The organism is Nocardiopsis moroccensis (genome assembly GCF_055763695.1).
This window is the reverse complement of the sequence record NZ_CP199747.1, coordinates 4721454-4736143: the sequence shown is the minus strand read 5'-3', so window position 1 is coordinate 4736143 and position 14690 is coordinate 4721454. Positions and strand designations below refer to the sequence as shown.

At 68.5% G+C, this 14690-nt stretch carries 13 protein-coding genes and 1 tRNA gene; 9 read left to right on the top strand and 5 right to left on the bottom strand.

What is annotated here, in order from left to right; translation table 11 throughout:
* Positions 1–5 precede the first annotated feature (5 nt).
* Positions 6–1205, top strand: coding sequence for a tyrosine-type recombinase/integrase (locus ACUKCB_RS20895; protein ID WP_473037286.1), 1200 nt, complete (start codon positions 6–8; stop codon positions 1203–1205).
* A 162-nt stretch (positions 1206–1367) separates the two neighbouring features.
* Here ACUKCB_RS20895 and ACUKCB_RS20890 read toward each other — a convergent pair.
* Positions 1368–1456 (bottom strand) — tRNA-Ser (locus ACUKCB_RS20890).
* Positions 1457–1594: 138 nt separating this feature from the next.
* Here ACUKCB_RS20890 and ACUKCB_RS20885 point away from each other — a divergent pair.
* Complete coding sequence (locus ACUKCB_RS20885; RefSeq protein WP_473041084.1) at positions 1595–2053, top strand: DUF4442 domain-containing protein; 459 nt, start codon at positions 1595–1597, stop codon at positions 2051–2053.
* 168 nt (positions 2054–2221) lie between these two features.
* Positions 2222–3364: a DNA polymerase III subunit beta gene (dnaN, locus tag ACUKCB_RS20880; RefSeq protein WP_473041083.1), complete on the top strand. Its 1143-nt coding sequence runs from the start codon at positions 2222–2224 to the stop codon at positions 3362–3364.
* Positions 3365–3576: 212 nt separating this feature from the next.
* On the opposite strand, the gene ACUKCB_RS20875 is transcribed toward dnaN, so the two are convergent.
* The 3 genes from ACUKCB_RS20875 to ACUKCB_RS20865 form a co-directional block, all read right to left on the bottom strand.
* Entirely contained in the window at positions 3577–4389 is an 813-nt protein-coding gene (locus ACUKCB_RS20875) for a DUF2786 domain-containing protein (protein WP_191276129.1), read from the bottom strand.
* 147 nt (positions 4390–4536) lie between these two features.
* Positions 4537–4974 (bottom strand): hypothetical protein, encoded by a 438-nt coding sequence (locus ACUKCB_RS20870; RefSeq protein ID WP_473041082.1) that lies wholly within the window; start codon positions 4972–4974, stop codon positions 4537–4539.
* 200 nt (positions 4975–5174) lie between these two features.
* Entirely contained in the window at positions 5175–5702 is a 528-nt protein-coding gene (locus tag ACUKCB_RS20865) for an NUDIX hydrolase (protein WP_473037285.1), read from the bottom strand.
* Positions 5703–6542: 840 nt separating this feature from the next.
* Between ACUKCB_RS20865 and ACUKCB_RS20860 the strand changes: the two genes are divergently transcribed.
* Positions 6543–6695: a hypothetical protein gene (locus ACUKCB_RS20860; protein ID WP_473041166.1), complete on the top strand. Its 153-nt coding sequence runs from the start codon at positions 6543–6545 to the stop codon at positions 6693–6695.
* A gap of 116 nt (positions 6696–6811) precedes the next feature.
* The gene (locus tag ACUKCB_RS20855) at positions 6812–9802 is read left to right on the top strand and encodes an AfsR/SARP family transcriptional regulator (RefSeq protein ID WP_473037284.1); all 2991 of its coding nucleotides are present in this window, start codon (positions 6812–6814) and stop codon (positions 9800–9802) included.
* A gap of 63 nt (positions 9803–9865) precedes the next feature.
* On the opposite strand, the gene ACUKCB_RS20850 is transcribed toward ACUKCB_RS20855, so the two are convergent.
* Positions 9866–10723, bottom strand: a complete 858-nt coding sequence (locus ACUKCB_RS20850) for an oxygenase MpaB family protein (protein ID WP_473037283.1) — start codon at positions 10721–10723, stop codon at positions 9866–9868.
* 584 nt (positions 10724–11307) lie between these two features.
* On the opposite strand from ACUKCB_RS20850, the gene ACUKCB_RS20845 reads away from it, so the two are divergent.
* From ACUKCB_RS20845 to ACUKCB_RS20830, 4 genes are all read left to right on the top strand, one after another.
* Entirely contained in the window at positions 11308–11832 is a 525-nt protein-coding gene (locus ACUKCB_RS20845) for a lytic polysaccharide monooxygenase auxiliary activity family 9 protein (protein ID WP_473037282.1), read from the top strand.
* A gap of 451 nt (positions 11833–12283) precedes the next feature.
* Positions 12284–12919 (top strand): hypothetical protein, encoded by a 636-nt coding sequence (locus ACUKCB_RS20840; RefSeq protein WP_473037280.1) that lies wholly within the window; start codon positions 12284–12286, stop codon positions 12917–12919.
* 47 nt (positions 12920–12966) lie between these two features.
* Entirely contained in the window at positions 12967–13677 is a 711-nt protein-coding gene (locus ACUKCB_RS20835; protein ID WP_473037279.1) for a hypothetical protein, read from the top strand.
* A 504-nt stretch (positions 13678–14181) separates the two neighbouring features.
* On the top strand, positions 14182–14370 hold the full coding sequence (locus ACUKCB_RS20830; RefSeq protein ID WP_473037278.1) for a hypothetical protein: 189 nt from the start codon (positions 14182–14184) through the stop codon (positions 14368–14370).
* Positions 14371–14690: the final 320 nt, after the last annotated feature.

Sequence of the window (14690 nt, the reverse complement as noted above, 5' to 3'; positions counted from 1 at the left end):
TGACTATGGCCCGTGCCTGGGTCTACGACCGCACCAAGGACAAGGCGTACACCGAAGCCGTACGCAAGGCCAAAGCCGCCAAGCGCACCCCTCCCGGCCGGTGGATGGTCCGCTACTACGACCCCTCCGGGAGGATCAAGAGCGCCGGCACCTACAAGAAGAAGCCGGACGCGGAGAAGCGGCAGACCGAGATCGAGAACAGCCTGCACGAGGGCTCCTACCGCGACCCCTCGGCCGCGAAGGTCACCCTCGGGCAGATGGCCGAGAAGTGGTTGACCACCCGGACCGACATCAAGCGGTCCACCTGGTGGCAGTACCGGGCAGTGCTCGACAACCACGTGCTTCCGCGCTGGGGAGAGCAACCGCTCTCGGCAATCCACGGGGAGGACGTCGCCGTGTGGGTGGCCCAGCTCCAGAAGCCGCGGGATGAGGGCGGATCGAACCTCGGGGCCTCACAGACCAGGCACTCACACGTCGTGCTCTCGATGGTGCTCGGCTGGTGCGTGCCCCGGCGCATCCCCTACAACCCGGCCAAGGGTGTCCCGTTGCCCAAGCCCTCCGAGTCCGAACACGTCTACCTCGACCACGTCCAGGTGGAGGCTCTGGCCAACGCTGCTGGCGGGCTGCGCACCAAGTACGGGCAGATCGCCGCGACCGCTCCGGTCAACCGTGCGCTGATCCTCCTGCTGGCCTACACGGGCCTGCGGTTCAACGAGGCTGCTGCCTTGCGGGTGGGGCGTGTGGATCTGGAGCGGCGTCGGGTGCGCGTGGTCGTGGCCTTCGCCGAGGTGGAGAGCGAACTCATCGAGCAGACCCCGAAGTCGGGCAAGCCCCGCACGGTGCCCGTGCCTCCCTCGCTGGTGCCCGAACTGCGTCCGCTCCTGGAAGGGCGCGACCCTGATGAACTGGTGTTCACGACTCGTCGGGGCGCTCCGCTGCGCATCCGCAACTGGCGATACCGGGAGTTCGGCAACGCGGTGAAGGCGGCCGACCTGGCGGGCAAAGGGCTCACCCCGCACAAGCTCCGCCACACGGCCGCGTCACTCGCCATCGCCTCCGGGGCGGACGTGAAGGTGGTGCAGTCGATGCTCGGGCACGCCACGGCCACGATGACCCTGGACCGGTACGGGCACCTGTTCCCGGACCGCCTGGACGAGGTGGCTGAAGCGATGGACGTCGCCCGCCTGGCCGCGCTGGCCGCGTGACCCTCTCCTCGGCGTCCTCGGCCGCCTCAACGGGGACGACCCCGGATACACCGAAGGCCGGTGGCCTGTGGACCATGTGCACTGAATGTGCACCGGCCCGGGACCACCGGCCTTCGCCGTGTTCCGTGGAAGTCTCCCATCTGGGCAAACTTCCGGATTCTGCGGAGGGTGTGGGATTTGAACCCACGAAGCCCCGTCAAGGACTTGGTGCTTTTCAAGAGCACTGCACTCGGCCGCTATGCGAACCCTCCTGGGGGAGACTGCCTCTCCGCCAGACATGGTAACCCACGGCGGGGACGGGTTCGTGGGGATGTTCCGGGTTCGCCGCGAGGAGGGCCCGGGGGTGGCGCCAGGTGGTTACCCGTGAGTAACCTGTGCGTATGGAGAAAATGGACGCCGAGACGGCAGAGACGATCAAGTCCGGGTTCCTGGCCTCGGTTCCCTTCGCACGGACGCTGGGCGTGACCTTCAGCGACCTGGACCACGGGCGTGCCGTCATGCGGCTGCCCGACAACGCCGACCACCACAACCACGTGGGCGGCCCGCATGCGGGAGCCATGTTCACGCTCGCCGAGTCCGCCTCGGGCGCCATCGTGGTCGGCACCTTCGGCGACCAGCTGGAGCGGGCCGTCCCGCTCGCGGTCAGCGCCGAGATCCGCTACCTCAAGCTCGCCATGGGCGACGTCACCGCCGAAGCCACCCTGGGCCGCACCCGGGACGAGGTCGTCGCCGAACTCGACGCGGGCAAGCGCCCCGAGTTCCCCGTCGACATCGAGCTGCGCACCGACGACGGCACGGTCACCGGCCGGATGACCGTCCTGTGGACGCTGCGCCCCAACAGGAAGTAGCCCTCTCCCGGTTCCGGCCCTGGTCAGACACCTCTTCCGCCCCGTCTGACCGGGGCCTCGCGCGTCCTTGGCCGGGTCCGGCACGGGCCTGTCGAATGTCGTCGCCGCTGGGTACGTTGACCGGTACAGGCACGGGTCGACGCAGGAGGCAGCGCAGTGAGACTTCGAGTGGATCGCGACGCGTTCGCGGAGGCGGTCGCATGGACCGCTCGGGCCCTGCCCGCCAGGCACGCGGTACCCGTGCTCGCGGGGATGCGGATGGAGGTCTCCGCGGACGGAAGCGCACTGCACCTGTCCGGCTTCGACTACGAGGTCTCCACGCGCGCCTCCGTCGAGGTCCTCTCCGAGGAGCCCGGGGCCACTCTGGTCCCCGGCCGGCTGCTCGCCGAGATCGTGAACAACCTGCCCTCCGGCACGGTGCGCATCGAGACCGACGGGCCCAAGGTATTGGTCAGCGGCGGCGCGGCCAGGTTCACGCTGATCACCATGCCGCTGGAGGACTACCCGAGTCTGCCCGGCATGCCCGGACGGATCGGCTCCGTCCCCGCGGACGCCCTCACCGCCGCCGTGCGCCAGGTGAGTCCCGCGGCCAGCCGGGACGACACCCTGCCCATGCTCACCGGCGCCTACCTGGACTTCACCGGCGACACCCTGCGGGTGGTGGCCACCGACCGCTACCGCATCGCGGTGCGCGAGCTGTGGTGGCGCCCCGAGGACCCCGGGGTCGACGTGTCCGCGCTGGTGCCCGCCCGCACCCTGGCCAACACGGTCCGGGGCCTGATCAACCGGAGCAACGTGGACATCGCCCTGTCCACCGTCCAGGTCGGTCAGGGGGCCAGCCTCTCGCCGGGCGAGGGCATGATCGGTTTCGAGAACGGGGAACGCCGGACCACCACCCGGCTGATCGACAGCGACTTCGTCAAGTACGGCGCCTGGTTCCCCACGGAGTTCTCCGCCCGGGCCGAGGTCGGGGTCGCACCCCTGCTGGAGGCGGTCAAGCGGGTCGCTTTGGTGGCTGACCGGAACACGCCGCTACGGCTCGCCTTCACGGAGGGTGAGGTCGTGCTGGAGGCGGGTTCGGGGGACGACGCCCAGGCCGTGGAAGCCATCGGGGTCGGGTACGAGGGGGAGCCGATCCGGCTGGCCTTCCGGCCCGACTACCTGGTGGACGGGCTCAACGGGGTGGAGACCGACACCGCCCGTCTGAACTTCACCGAACCGACCAAACCCGCCGTGTTCACCGACGTTCCGGCGAAGGAGGGCGAGGAGCCGTCCTTCCGCTACCTCGTCCAGCCCCTTCGTGTTACTTGACCAGTGGTTTTCCCGTTCTTGGGAAAGTTCTCCACAGGACTGCGCACGGGTTATCCACAGGCTGCATCCTCAGCCTGTGGATAACCCGGGGTGATCGACCCCTTCGGAGGCCTGAACGGCCTCTCGAATCGGCTCGTATTTCCCCTTTGACAAGGGAAAACAGTGCCAGCTTGGAATCTGTGCACAGCCTGTGGACAACTCCGGGTGGCAGGCTATTCGCCCTCGGCCAAGGTGGACGCCCGCCCACTGGTCACCGGGGTGTCCAAACCCAGCTCAGCCTGGCGTCCGCGGCGGTACCCGGCCCGGTAGCCGGCGGCGCTGTGGGTGCGCTCGGGGCGGTGTTTACGCAACTGTGGGAACTGCTTGTGGAACTCTTCGTTCACCCGGTTCAGATCGTCCCGGAGAACCAACTCCGCACCACGTGTCGAACCGTTCTCTCCGCTACCCTCAGTGACGCCTGAGTCATCGTCGTTCGAGGCCATTTCCTGGAGTCGCGCCCGAAACTCACGAATGCGTTCGGCCACCGCCTGCCCGTAGGCGCGCACGAAGGACCGGTAGTAGCGCTTGCGCTCGGTCTCCAGCTCGGAACGCGTGTAGTTGCGCAGTTCCCGGATATCGGTCACGTGCGCGGAACTCATGAACTTGGCCGAGGCCTCCATCTGCATGGAGATCGACGGCATCAGCATCCGCAGGGCGTCCAGGGCGCTGACCGTCCCCACCAGGATGATGGTCCGGTCGGTGTTCTCGGAGTTGTTCCCGCGCACCGCCGACTGGCACCCGTAGGCGGCGGCGATGTCGGCCAGGGCCCGGACCCGGGCCTTGCCGTGGCCGCCCACCCCCGGGACGGTGTAGTCCAGGCGGCTGATCGCGTCCGGTTCCTCGCCCCTCTCGGCGCGGGCCTCGGCCTCGGCGATCGCGTGGCGGGTCATCAGCTCGGCGGCCTTGGCGGTGAACGCCTGGCTTTCGGCATCAGTGACCGCGGGGTCCTCCGCCATGCGAAGGAGCCCGCGGACCCGCTCGACCATCTTCTGACGAGCAGCTTCAGTCATCGGCGCCGGTTGTCTCCCGTAGGTGAGGTGTGGTCCATCCGCTCCTTGGCGGAAAACATCGAGCCTAAGCCCTTCTGTTCCCCGCCACCATCACGGTGGCGCAGAACCACCCTCCGAAAGCGCCTACTTCTTGTCCCCGGCGACCATGGCCACGACACCGATGATGAGCCACAGGGCAAGGCCCACACCAAGACCCGTCCAGAGGCCGCCGAACAGCCCGCCGATGATCGCGAAGTCAGTGATCACGGACACGATGTAGCTCACCACGGCGGCGGCGCCGCCGCCGAGCAGGGCCGGGGCACTCGCGTAGCGGAAGGGGTACGAGGCGGCCCAGCGGCGTCCGCGGCGGTCGCTCTTCTTGCTCAGCACGCCGCCGACCCCGCCGATCAGGGCGAAGAAGAAGATGCCGGTCGTCACCCCGGCGGGGATACCCGCCAGGCCGAAGTTGGCCAGGAAGGACAGGGCACCGGCCACGGTGCCGCCGATCACGGACGCCCCCCACGGCCAGATCATCGCCGCCGAGGCGACGGGAGTGAATGCGTTACCGCGCTCCAGCGTCATGTTCACAGCTCCAGTCGAATCGCGTGGCACCCACTCGTCGCAGGGCCGTCCCGTCCAGCATGCCGGGCCGGGTCGACCAGCACATCAGGGCCCGTCCCTGACTTACCCCCGAGGCGGCGCCTCGGCACCTGTCCCGGTGACGGAACCCGACACGAGCCGTCCCGGAGGGACGCACGGGGTGCCTCTTCCGGTAACAACGTTCAGTCGGCCCCGGAAGTGCCCGCAGCGTCGGGGCTGTGGTGACCCCCGGCTCCGACCGCCGCCGAGCGCAGACCGGCCCGCAGGTGCGGCCAGGCGGCACGGAAGGCGGGCAGCAGGGGCAGCCCCTCGGCCTCCTCGACCGGTACCCAGCGGATCTCGTTGCTCTCCGCGTTCCCCGGTCGGAACGGGGTCAGGACCGGGATCCGCAGCAGGAACGTGTCGTAGCGCCACACGGTCAGGTCCTGCTCGTGGCTGCCCAGGACCGTGTAGTCCTCGAGGTCGCCCGCGACCTCCTCGCGGAACTCGCGCACGGCGGCCTCCAACGGGGTCTCGTCCCGGTTGCGGGCCCCGCCCGGGATCCCCCAGGTGTCGCCCATGTGGGTCCAGCCAGCGCGGTGCTGGAGAAGGACGTGACCGGAACCGGCCATGTCGGTGGCGTACAACAGCAGCCCGGCGGCACCGTACAGGCCCCACCTCCGGGACCCGTCGGCCAACTTCACCCAGCCGTTTCCGTCACCCTCCTGCATCAAGCCCTCCAACCAGAGCGGTCGCTCGTGTCCGACGATCGTGCTCCGCCGTCCACCGCCTGTGGACAACCGGAAACCGCGGGGATCATTCCCGCTGCTCCCTTGAACCTACGGCCCGCCCGACCTCTTCCGCAGCCTTTCTTTCCCTGTACCCACCGGCCTCCTCCCACGGCGCGGGCCCTGCGGCACGGGCCCCGCCGCCGCGCTCCCCCGCCGCGAGCCCGGGAACCTCCCGCCCAGGTGCGCGCCGATGGTGCCGCAGGGCTCCCCGATCCCCGAGGACCCGAGGAAAACCCACATTGGTTCCGGGAGGGACGCAGGTTTTCGCACCCGGTGCCGGAAACCCCGGAGGCGATGTGGTTCACCCCGGAAGCGGGGGGGTAAGTGGAATAACCGTGCGATTGGTTTCACCGGTTCCGAGATCGGGGTCGCCCCTGACTCGTGTCCTTCCCAGGATTGCGAGAATGACGGAATCGTGTTCGCCCGGTTACCTGAAGTGCCCGGCGGGTTTTGGGAAAGCTCCCAGCGCGCAAGTTGCGAACAACGGGTAGCTGCCGTGTGACCTTGGGTTTTCCGCTCCCGTTGAAAGCCGGTTGAAAGCGGAACGCAAGAAGATCTCTCTAGTGTGAAGCACGTTCGTCGGACCGGAAGCCGCGTGAGGACGGCTCGCGGCTCCCAGAAGGCCCGACGTCCGTCGGACACAGGCCATCCGTGGCGCAGCTGAGGCGGAAGCGCCACGGATGGCGGCTCCGTCGGAGGGCGGTGAGTCCCATGATGCTTCGTAGACGACGTAGGGCTACGTTGAGGCTCTACACGAGTGCTGTACGCAAAGGAGTTCGAGTGCCCAAGATGCTGACCGTGGACGAACAGTTCGAGGCGATCGTCGACGGGGTCATGACCACGGCGAGGCTGGACCCCTTCCAGGAGCCTGCTCCGAAGGAAAGCGTCCCCGCCGAACAGGATGACGAGCCCGAGGAGAAGGAAGAGAAGTAGAGAGTTCTCTTCACGGGGCCGATGCTCCGAGTACCGATATAGAGGGGGGTACTCGGCGTGATCGGCTCCTTCGGCATTCTCATTTCCAGGGGCGGTCCTTGCTAGGGTGACTCCTTGTGGATTTCGGCGTGCTTGGCCCCATTGCCGCGTGGTCTGAAGGACGATCCCTACCGGTCGGTGGACCACGCCAGCGGTGTGTTCTGGGTGTGCTGCTGGTACAGCCAGGCCGTGAGGTCACCTTCGACCAATTGATCAGCTACCTGTGGAGCGACGACCCCCCGAGAACGGCGCGCTCGGTCATCCAGGTTCAGATCTCCCATCTGCGCCGGGCCTTCCCCGGTATGATCAGCACCACCTCCGGCGGATACCTGGCCGAAGTCACTCCCGATCGCGTTGACCTGCATCGTTTCCGTAGGTTGCGGGAAGAGGCCGGTTCTGCTGAACCCGAGGTCGCCCTGGCCCGGCTCTCCGAAGCGCTTGAGTGCTGGAGGGGAGTCCCCTTTTCCGGAGTCGGTTCGGAGCACCTGTACTACTCGGTGGTGTCCCCTCTCCTGGAGGAGCGCTGGGCGGCAGTGGCCGAGTGGGCCTCCTGCGCACTGGCCCTTGGGCGTGCGAGCGAAGCGGTCTCCTATCTCACGCCGATCGCTCGTGAGGAGCCGCTTCGGGAACGGATCCACCATCTGTTCATCACCGCACTGTGGCATAGCGGTGAGCGGGCGGCTGCGCTCTCGGCCTATGAGGAGATTCGCTCTCGGCTGGCCGAGGAGTTGGGTGTGGATCCCGACCCGGACCTCAACGCCCTACACACCCAGATCCTCCGTGCGGACACGCCTGAGAAGACGCCCGCCAAGGGCACCTCCCCCCTCTTTCCGATGAGGAAGGACTACTTCGTAGTCCGGAACGATCTCCCCCGCGACATCCCGGACTTCGCGGGGCGCGTGGAGACCTTGAACCATCTGGTGGGCGTCGGCACATCAGGCGATGCCAGGGCCAGGGTCTGCGTGGTCTCCGGAAGCGGTGGCTCCGGAAAGACCACCATCGCTGTTCGTGCGGGGCATGAGATGGTGTCGCACTTCCCGGACGGACAGCTCTTCATCGACCTCTACGGATACACGGCGGAGAAGAAACCGTTGGACGAGGGTGCGGTCCTCGGCGCACTGCTACGCGCGGTCGGGGTGCCCTCGGACGAGCTTCCGGATTCGGTGGATGAGCGTTCTGCGCTCTGGCGGGCGACTCTGCGGGGCAAGCGGCTGCTCGTGATTCTCGACAACGCGGCCAGCTACGCCCAGGTGAACCCCGTCCTGCCCTCGGCGGAGGGCACGCTCACCCTCATCACCACCCGCAATGACCTCGCCGGTCTCAGCGCCACCGATTACATATCCCTGAGCATGCTCAGTGAGGAGTCAGCCCTGGAACTCCTGGCCAATGTGCTGGGGGAAGACCGGGTCGTGCGGGAGCGGGAACAGGCCCTCCGCGTTATCCGGATCTGCGGGGGACTTCCGTTGGCACTCCGGGTGGTGGCCGGAAGGATGCTCAGTCGGCCGAAATGGTCGTTCGGACATGTCGAACGTCGGCTGAGTGAGCAGAGCCGGCGTTTCCGTGAGCTGCAAGTGGACGGGCAGAACGTTGAGGCGGCCATCGACCTCTCGTACCAGAGCCTCAACCCTGGCCAGCGCAGGGCTTTCCTTCTGCTCGGAGCGTTGATCGGTACCACCGTGGACCTTCACGGTGCCTCAGCACTCTTGGACATGGAGCCGGAGGAGGCGGACGACCTGCTCCAAGGCCTCGTCGGGGTCTGCCTGTTGGAGGAACCGGACGGCGACGTGTACCGGCTGCACGACCTCATCGGAGACTTCTCGCGTCACCGGGGGCGAACCGATCTGAGGCCGGGCGAGGCAGACGCTGCCAGGATGAGACTGGCCAACCAGTACATGGCCGTTGCGCAGCGCGCCGCCGACCTGTTGGGGCCGCGCGGCCACGGGAGTCCTGGTGATGCTGGGGGGTCACGTTATCGGGCCGAACTACTCGATCGTGCTGAGGCTGAAGCCTGGTTCGACCTTCACCAGGACAATGTCGCCGACGTCATCGACTTCTTCAGTGCCGAGGAAAGTGTCGAGGAGGCCTGGCGTATGGCTGACGCAGTGTGGCGGTTCTACGCGCAGCGCGGCAAGATGGGTCTCCTGCTTACTTCTCAAGAGAAGGCTCTGCGTGCCAGTGAGAAGCGAGGCAGCCAACGCGGACGCGCGGTCACGCTCATCGGCATGGGTATCGCACAGTGCCTCTCCGGACGTTTTGAAAGCGCACTTTCTTTGCTGCTGGAGGCTCGGTATCTCCTTGCGGAACTCGGGGACGAGCGCGGAATGATCCGTGCCCTGGCCAACCTGGGTATGGTCTACGAACGCATGGGACGTTTCCGAGAATGCGTCGAATGTATCGAGGGCGTACTCAGCTACGCGGTCTCCTGCGGGGACAAGCAGCTTGAGGCGATGCAGCGAGGCAACCTTGCCGTGCTGTATCTGACCCTGGGCCGATCCCGGGAAGCCCTGGAGATGAGCGAGCGGGTCCTGGCACTGGGACCGGATGAGCGCCTGGAGAACAGCCGGATGCAGGCCGGACTCGTCGTCGGTGAGGCCAAGACTGCGTTGGGGGATCTGGAGGGCGCGTACACGGCGCTGCGTTTCGCGGTCGAGATGGCCGAGGGGAAGAGCCTCAAGGAGATGTACGCGCACAACTCCCTCGGGGTCGCCTACCGGCTGGGGGGACGGATCAACGAGGCCGTTTCAGAACACAGAACCGCGCTGGAGTTGGCGGAGAGGAGCGGCAACCGTAGCGCTGACGCGGAGATCCTCACGGACCTGGGGACGACCTACGCCGCGGCCTCCCGGTACGAGGAGGCCGCGGAAACCCTGGAGAGGGCACGCGCCACCGCGACCGAGCGCGACGAGCGCTACATCGCCGCGCGGGCCTCGCTCGCCCTCGGACGTCTGCCCGCCTCCGTGACGGACCCCAAACGGGCGCGCGGACTCCTGGAGGAGGCGCTGGAGACCTTCGAGGAACTGGGTCTGCCCGAGGCGGACCAGGCCCGTGAGGCGCTGAAGAACGTCTGAACCGGCTCCTCGGTGCCTTTCCGGCGGCTTCCCACCGGGCCCCTTGCCGGACCCAGCAGGTACTCAGGCCACCCGGTTGCCCCTGCTGCCCTTACCCGGCGCCCGGGGACGGCCGATCGCCCCGGCCGGCCTCTTCGGTTTCGGTGCCTTCCACCCCTTGTTCCGCCGCAGCGACCGCATGTACAGCGCGGCGGGCAGGGTGCGCACGGCTCTGGGCAGACGCGGGTACACGGCCCGGACGAACCCCATCAGGCGGTCGAACCCGCGTTGGTGCGCCTGGGACCACGGGATTCCGAACTCGCTTCGCAGTTTCGGATCCAGCAGACCCCCGGTGAGGAACCGCTGGGCCAGGGTGAGCGGCCACAGCAGCCTGTTGTTCGGCCAGAAGAGCTCTCCGGCCAGTTCCCGGGCCTGAGGGCCGACCTCCAGGCGGGCGTAGGCGCGTTCCCAGTAGGCGTCGAACTCCGCGGGGCTGTGCGGCCACTCCCGCTCGGGCAGACCGAGGGCGGTGGCGTACACCGCGGAGTCGCGCAGGAACTCGGTGCGCTCCTCCTCGGACAGCGCGGCGACGGTCAACTCGTGGACGTGCAACGCGGACCGGTGGAGCGTCGCGGCGACCCACAGCAGCAGTTCGGGGTCGAGGGCGTTGTAGCCGGGCCCCCGCACCCTGCGGTGGATGGCGCGCACGATGGCGTGCACGCGCTCACGCTCCTCGGGGGTTCCGTGGGCGGACCCGTAGACGTAGTACAGGGTGCCGCGCAGCCGGTCGAGGGGGCGGGAGGCGAAATCGCTGTGCTCGGCGACGCCCCGGGCGACGCTGGGGTGGGCGATCTGGAGCAGGACCGCGTAACCGGCGCCGGCGAGCAGGACGCCCTCGCCGTTGATCCGTTTGAACGTTGATTCGTCGGACGATCGGTCCATATCTGGATCGTATGGCAATACCCCTTCCCGTCACAGGTGGCACGCCCGGCCCGGTTCGCGCTGCCCGGCCCTCCCCGGGCTGTCGCTCTCCAGGGCCGGTCCGGCGCGTCCCCCGCCGGGCGGGTGACGCGCCCCCACCTGGTGGGGAGGGAAGGTAATTGTCACCTTCAGGTGAGGTCTGGTCTGACCTGCCCATGGTCGACCTATTGGTCCAGTCCTGCCTCCGGCAGACCGGTTCCGCGCCGGGGAGGCCATCGGACCAGTTCGGGGCCCCGGGGCCTGCGACCGTTCGCCAGTACCAGCGCCGAAGGCCCCGCCACTGGGCTCTCGACCTGGTACATACGTCACACCCGTCCCAGTGGTGACAGCGGTCTTGACCGGGAGTGACAACCTCCTTACGGTCTTCGACACCGGGTGGACGGAGGATCCCGGAACCCACGGGAGAGATCCCAGGCACCCCTGACCTGGGACTCGCGGAAATAACCGGCCGCGAGCACGTCGTCCCACCCGCCCTGGGCCGTCAACGGCCCGGGTCACCCCGCTACGGCCGCCCGAGGCCGTGACCCAGGAGAAGGGCTCTCTTCATGACCATGAGCAGCAAGATCCGCTCCACCGCGGCCGTCGGCGCCGCGACGGCCCTGGCCTTCACGCTGATGCCTGCGGGCACCGCCAGCGCCCACGGCTACATCTCCAACCCGCCCAGCCGCCAGGCCCAGTGCGCCGCGGGCACCGTCTCCTGCGGCCCCATCCAGTGGGAGCCGCAGAGCGTCGAGGGCCCCAAGGGTCTGATGAGCTGCTCCGGCGGCAACCAGATCTTCTCCGAGCTGGACGACGACAACTACGGATGGGACGTCACCCCCGTCGGCACTACCGCCACCTTCGACTGGAATCTCACCGCCGCGCACGCGACCGCCGAGTGGGAGTACTTCATCGACGGCCAGCTCGTGGACAGCGTCGACGGGGGCGGCGTGCAGCCGCCGTTCAACTTCTCGCACGACGTCGACCTGTCCGGTTACAGCGGTGAGCAGACCATCCTGGCCCGCTGGAACGTCGCGGACACCCCGAACGCCTTCTACGTCTGCGTCGACGTGAACATCGGCGCCCTGTAACAGGAGTGGCCCCGGCCCGGCCCGCGAGCCGGGCCGGGCCGCGCCTCCCCCGGGGCGTCCCGCGGCGGAGGCCGGTACCGCAGTGAGACCCCCGTCCCCACCCGCACCAGTTGGCCGGAGTCGGTCGGATCGGCGCCCCAACGGGCGTACGGACCGTTTTCGCCGGACAAGCCATGGGAACATGCGTTGAGTCAGGTTTCGACTATCCCCGGACGGACCTCTTCGCATGGGCCAGCCCTTCCCGCCTCCCCAGCCCGGACACCCCCACTCCGGTCCACCGGGGCAACCCCCGCCCCCTGTGGGGCCTCCGGGGCACCCCGGGTTCCCCGGCCAGCCAGGCTTCCCGGGCCAACCCGGCCAACCGGGACAGCCCGGCCCGCCCCCGCCTCCTCCCGGCCCTCCGGGTTTCCCGGGCCGGCCCCAGCCCGCCGCGCGGAGTCCCCGGAAGGCCGTGACCGTCGCGGTCACCGCCGCCGTGACCCTGGCCGTCGCCGGGGTCCTCACCTGGACCGTCGTCTCCACCTACGGCTCCTCCGCCGGGCTGGGCTCAGCCCGGGGTCTGCCGACCGACGACCCGTGCGCGGTCGTCGATGAGCAGGCCCTCAGCCGGATGGACGGCGAGGTCGGCTCCTGGCACACGACCGTCTACTCCAACGGGTGCAACTGGACGGCCACCATCGCCGACGAGGCCGACGTCGACCTGTACTTCAGGCGTTCCGTGCCGATGTCGGAGAGCGACGCGGAGACGGCCGAGGAGCGCGGGAGCGAGGACGTCCCCCGGGACGCCGACGAGTTCTACGAGATGATCGTCGACGAGGCCGCCGAGCCCAGTTACCTCTCGGACGTGTCGAGCGTCCTCGACACGGAGGAGAGGGCCCTCCAGTACGGGGACGAGAGCGTGCTCGTACTGACCGAGGTCAGCTACGGGCTCTCCTCCGGTGCCGGCAACCAGCGGGTGACCCTCGTCGTACGCGAGGGGGACGTCGTGAGCCAGCTGTCCTTCACCCTGTACTCGGAAACCACCGTGGGCACGGACGAGGCGGAGGACCTGATCACCGAGTTGGTTGCCGACTCCTTCTTCGAGTGACCCCGCCCCGAGCAGCGCGTCGACGACGTCCAGAACAGGAGACCGCCGTGTACAACGGTCCAGCACAGCAGTTCCCCCAGCCCCCCGCCGCTCCTCCCGCGCCGGCCCCGCGCCGCGGTGGTACCGGGCGGACCGTCGCGATCACCGTGGTGGCCACGCTCGGGGTCTACACGGTGGTTGCCGGGGCCGTCGTGGCGGTGGTCGCCGCGACGGGGTCGGGGGCGGCCGCGCAGGGGCCGGAGTTCGAGGGGCTGCCCACCGACCCGTGCGGGGCCAGCATCGGGCCCCAGCTCGGTGCCGTCTCCGCCTTCCTGCCGTCGGCGTCGTTCTCGGAGAGCAGGTCCTCCTGCTCGTGGAACGTGGAGTACTCGGACGGGACTCCCGGGGACCTCTTCCTCGGCTACCGGCACCCCACGGACGACGGGGGCGAGATCCTCCGGGGCGAGTCGGAGGCCGAGGACTACTACGAGGCGCGGGCGCGGGAACTGCTCGACGGTGACGCCGACGAGTACTGGTCCGTGGAGGTCCAGGACGCGGGCGAGCTCGACCTCGGCGACGAGGCGGTGGTGTCGCACTACCGCCAGGAGTCCGGGGACAACATGTACAGCAGGGCCGAGGTGCTGGTGCGGGTCGGGGACCGGCTGGTCGAGGTCATGGCGGACGAGGGCTGGGAGAACCGTTCCGGGAGGGCCGACTTCACCGGTGACGAGGAGGTCCTCATCGCCATCGCCGAACGCGCTGTGGCCGAACTGGAGTGACGTGCGGAGCGGTCCGCCCGGGCGGGTCCGTGCTTGCCCCCGGCTCGGACGCCTACCCGTAGATGGTCAGCATGCCGACCTCCAGCAACAGACGCGGGGGGCATGATCGCCGCTCCCAGCAGTGCGTCCCGGACCAGTAGACCGAGGGTCAGCGGCGAAACGACGAAGCAGACGAAGGCTCCGGTGAGGAAGATCGCCGACGAGTGGACGGGGCGGGGCAGCAGTGGGGACGGGGGCGGTTTCGGTCACAGCAGTCTCCGTAGCTCGCGTACGGGGACGGCACTGGGGGTGTTCCTGGCCCTGTCCTGCGCTGTGGGAACACTGGTCGCGGACCGCCTGGTCGTGCCCGTCGAGTACCTGCCGCCGCGCTGTCCGTGTCCTCCGGGGAAGGGTTCGCGATCACCAGCACCGCCACGGCCGATCTGACGGTGGCCGACCCGACCACGGCCGGACAGGTGTGGACGATGGGCCCCTCGTTCCTCGTGGCCGTGCTGATCGTTCCTCGTGGGAACGCTGCTGCTGCGCGTCGTGCGCTCACTGTGCACGGGTGACCCCTTCGCCGCCGTGAACGCGCGCAGGATCGGTGCGTGTGCCGCCGTCGTCCTGGTCGGCGGCGTGGTCGTGGGAGGACCGCGGGCCGCCGGTACCTACGCGGTCGTGGGCGGGGCCGAGCCGATCCGGCCGACCGTGTGAGGGGCCCGGCGTGCGAGCCCACGCTCAGGCCCTTCGAGGTGTTCGGTGCCATGCCGACATGGCCGGGGCCGGTCGTAAAGTACGGCCTGCCCCGCCTTGGACTCTCCGGCGGACGAGTCCACAACTCATCAGGCCCTCTGCCGTGGACCAGGAGGCGGCTGGGTGATCTGTCAGTACGCTGCTCGGCATGGGGGCAAGCCGGTATTCGGTGCACCCCTCACCTGCGAAGACAAAAATTATCTTCGACTTCTACCCTGATCTTTAGTTGCTGAAACGAGTCGAATGGCTATGACTCTTTCTGTTCGAAAGCACCAAGAGCT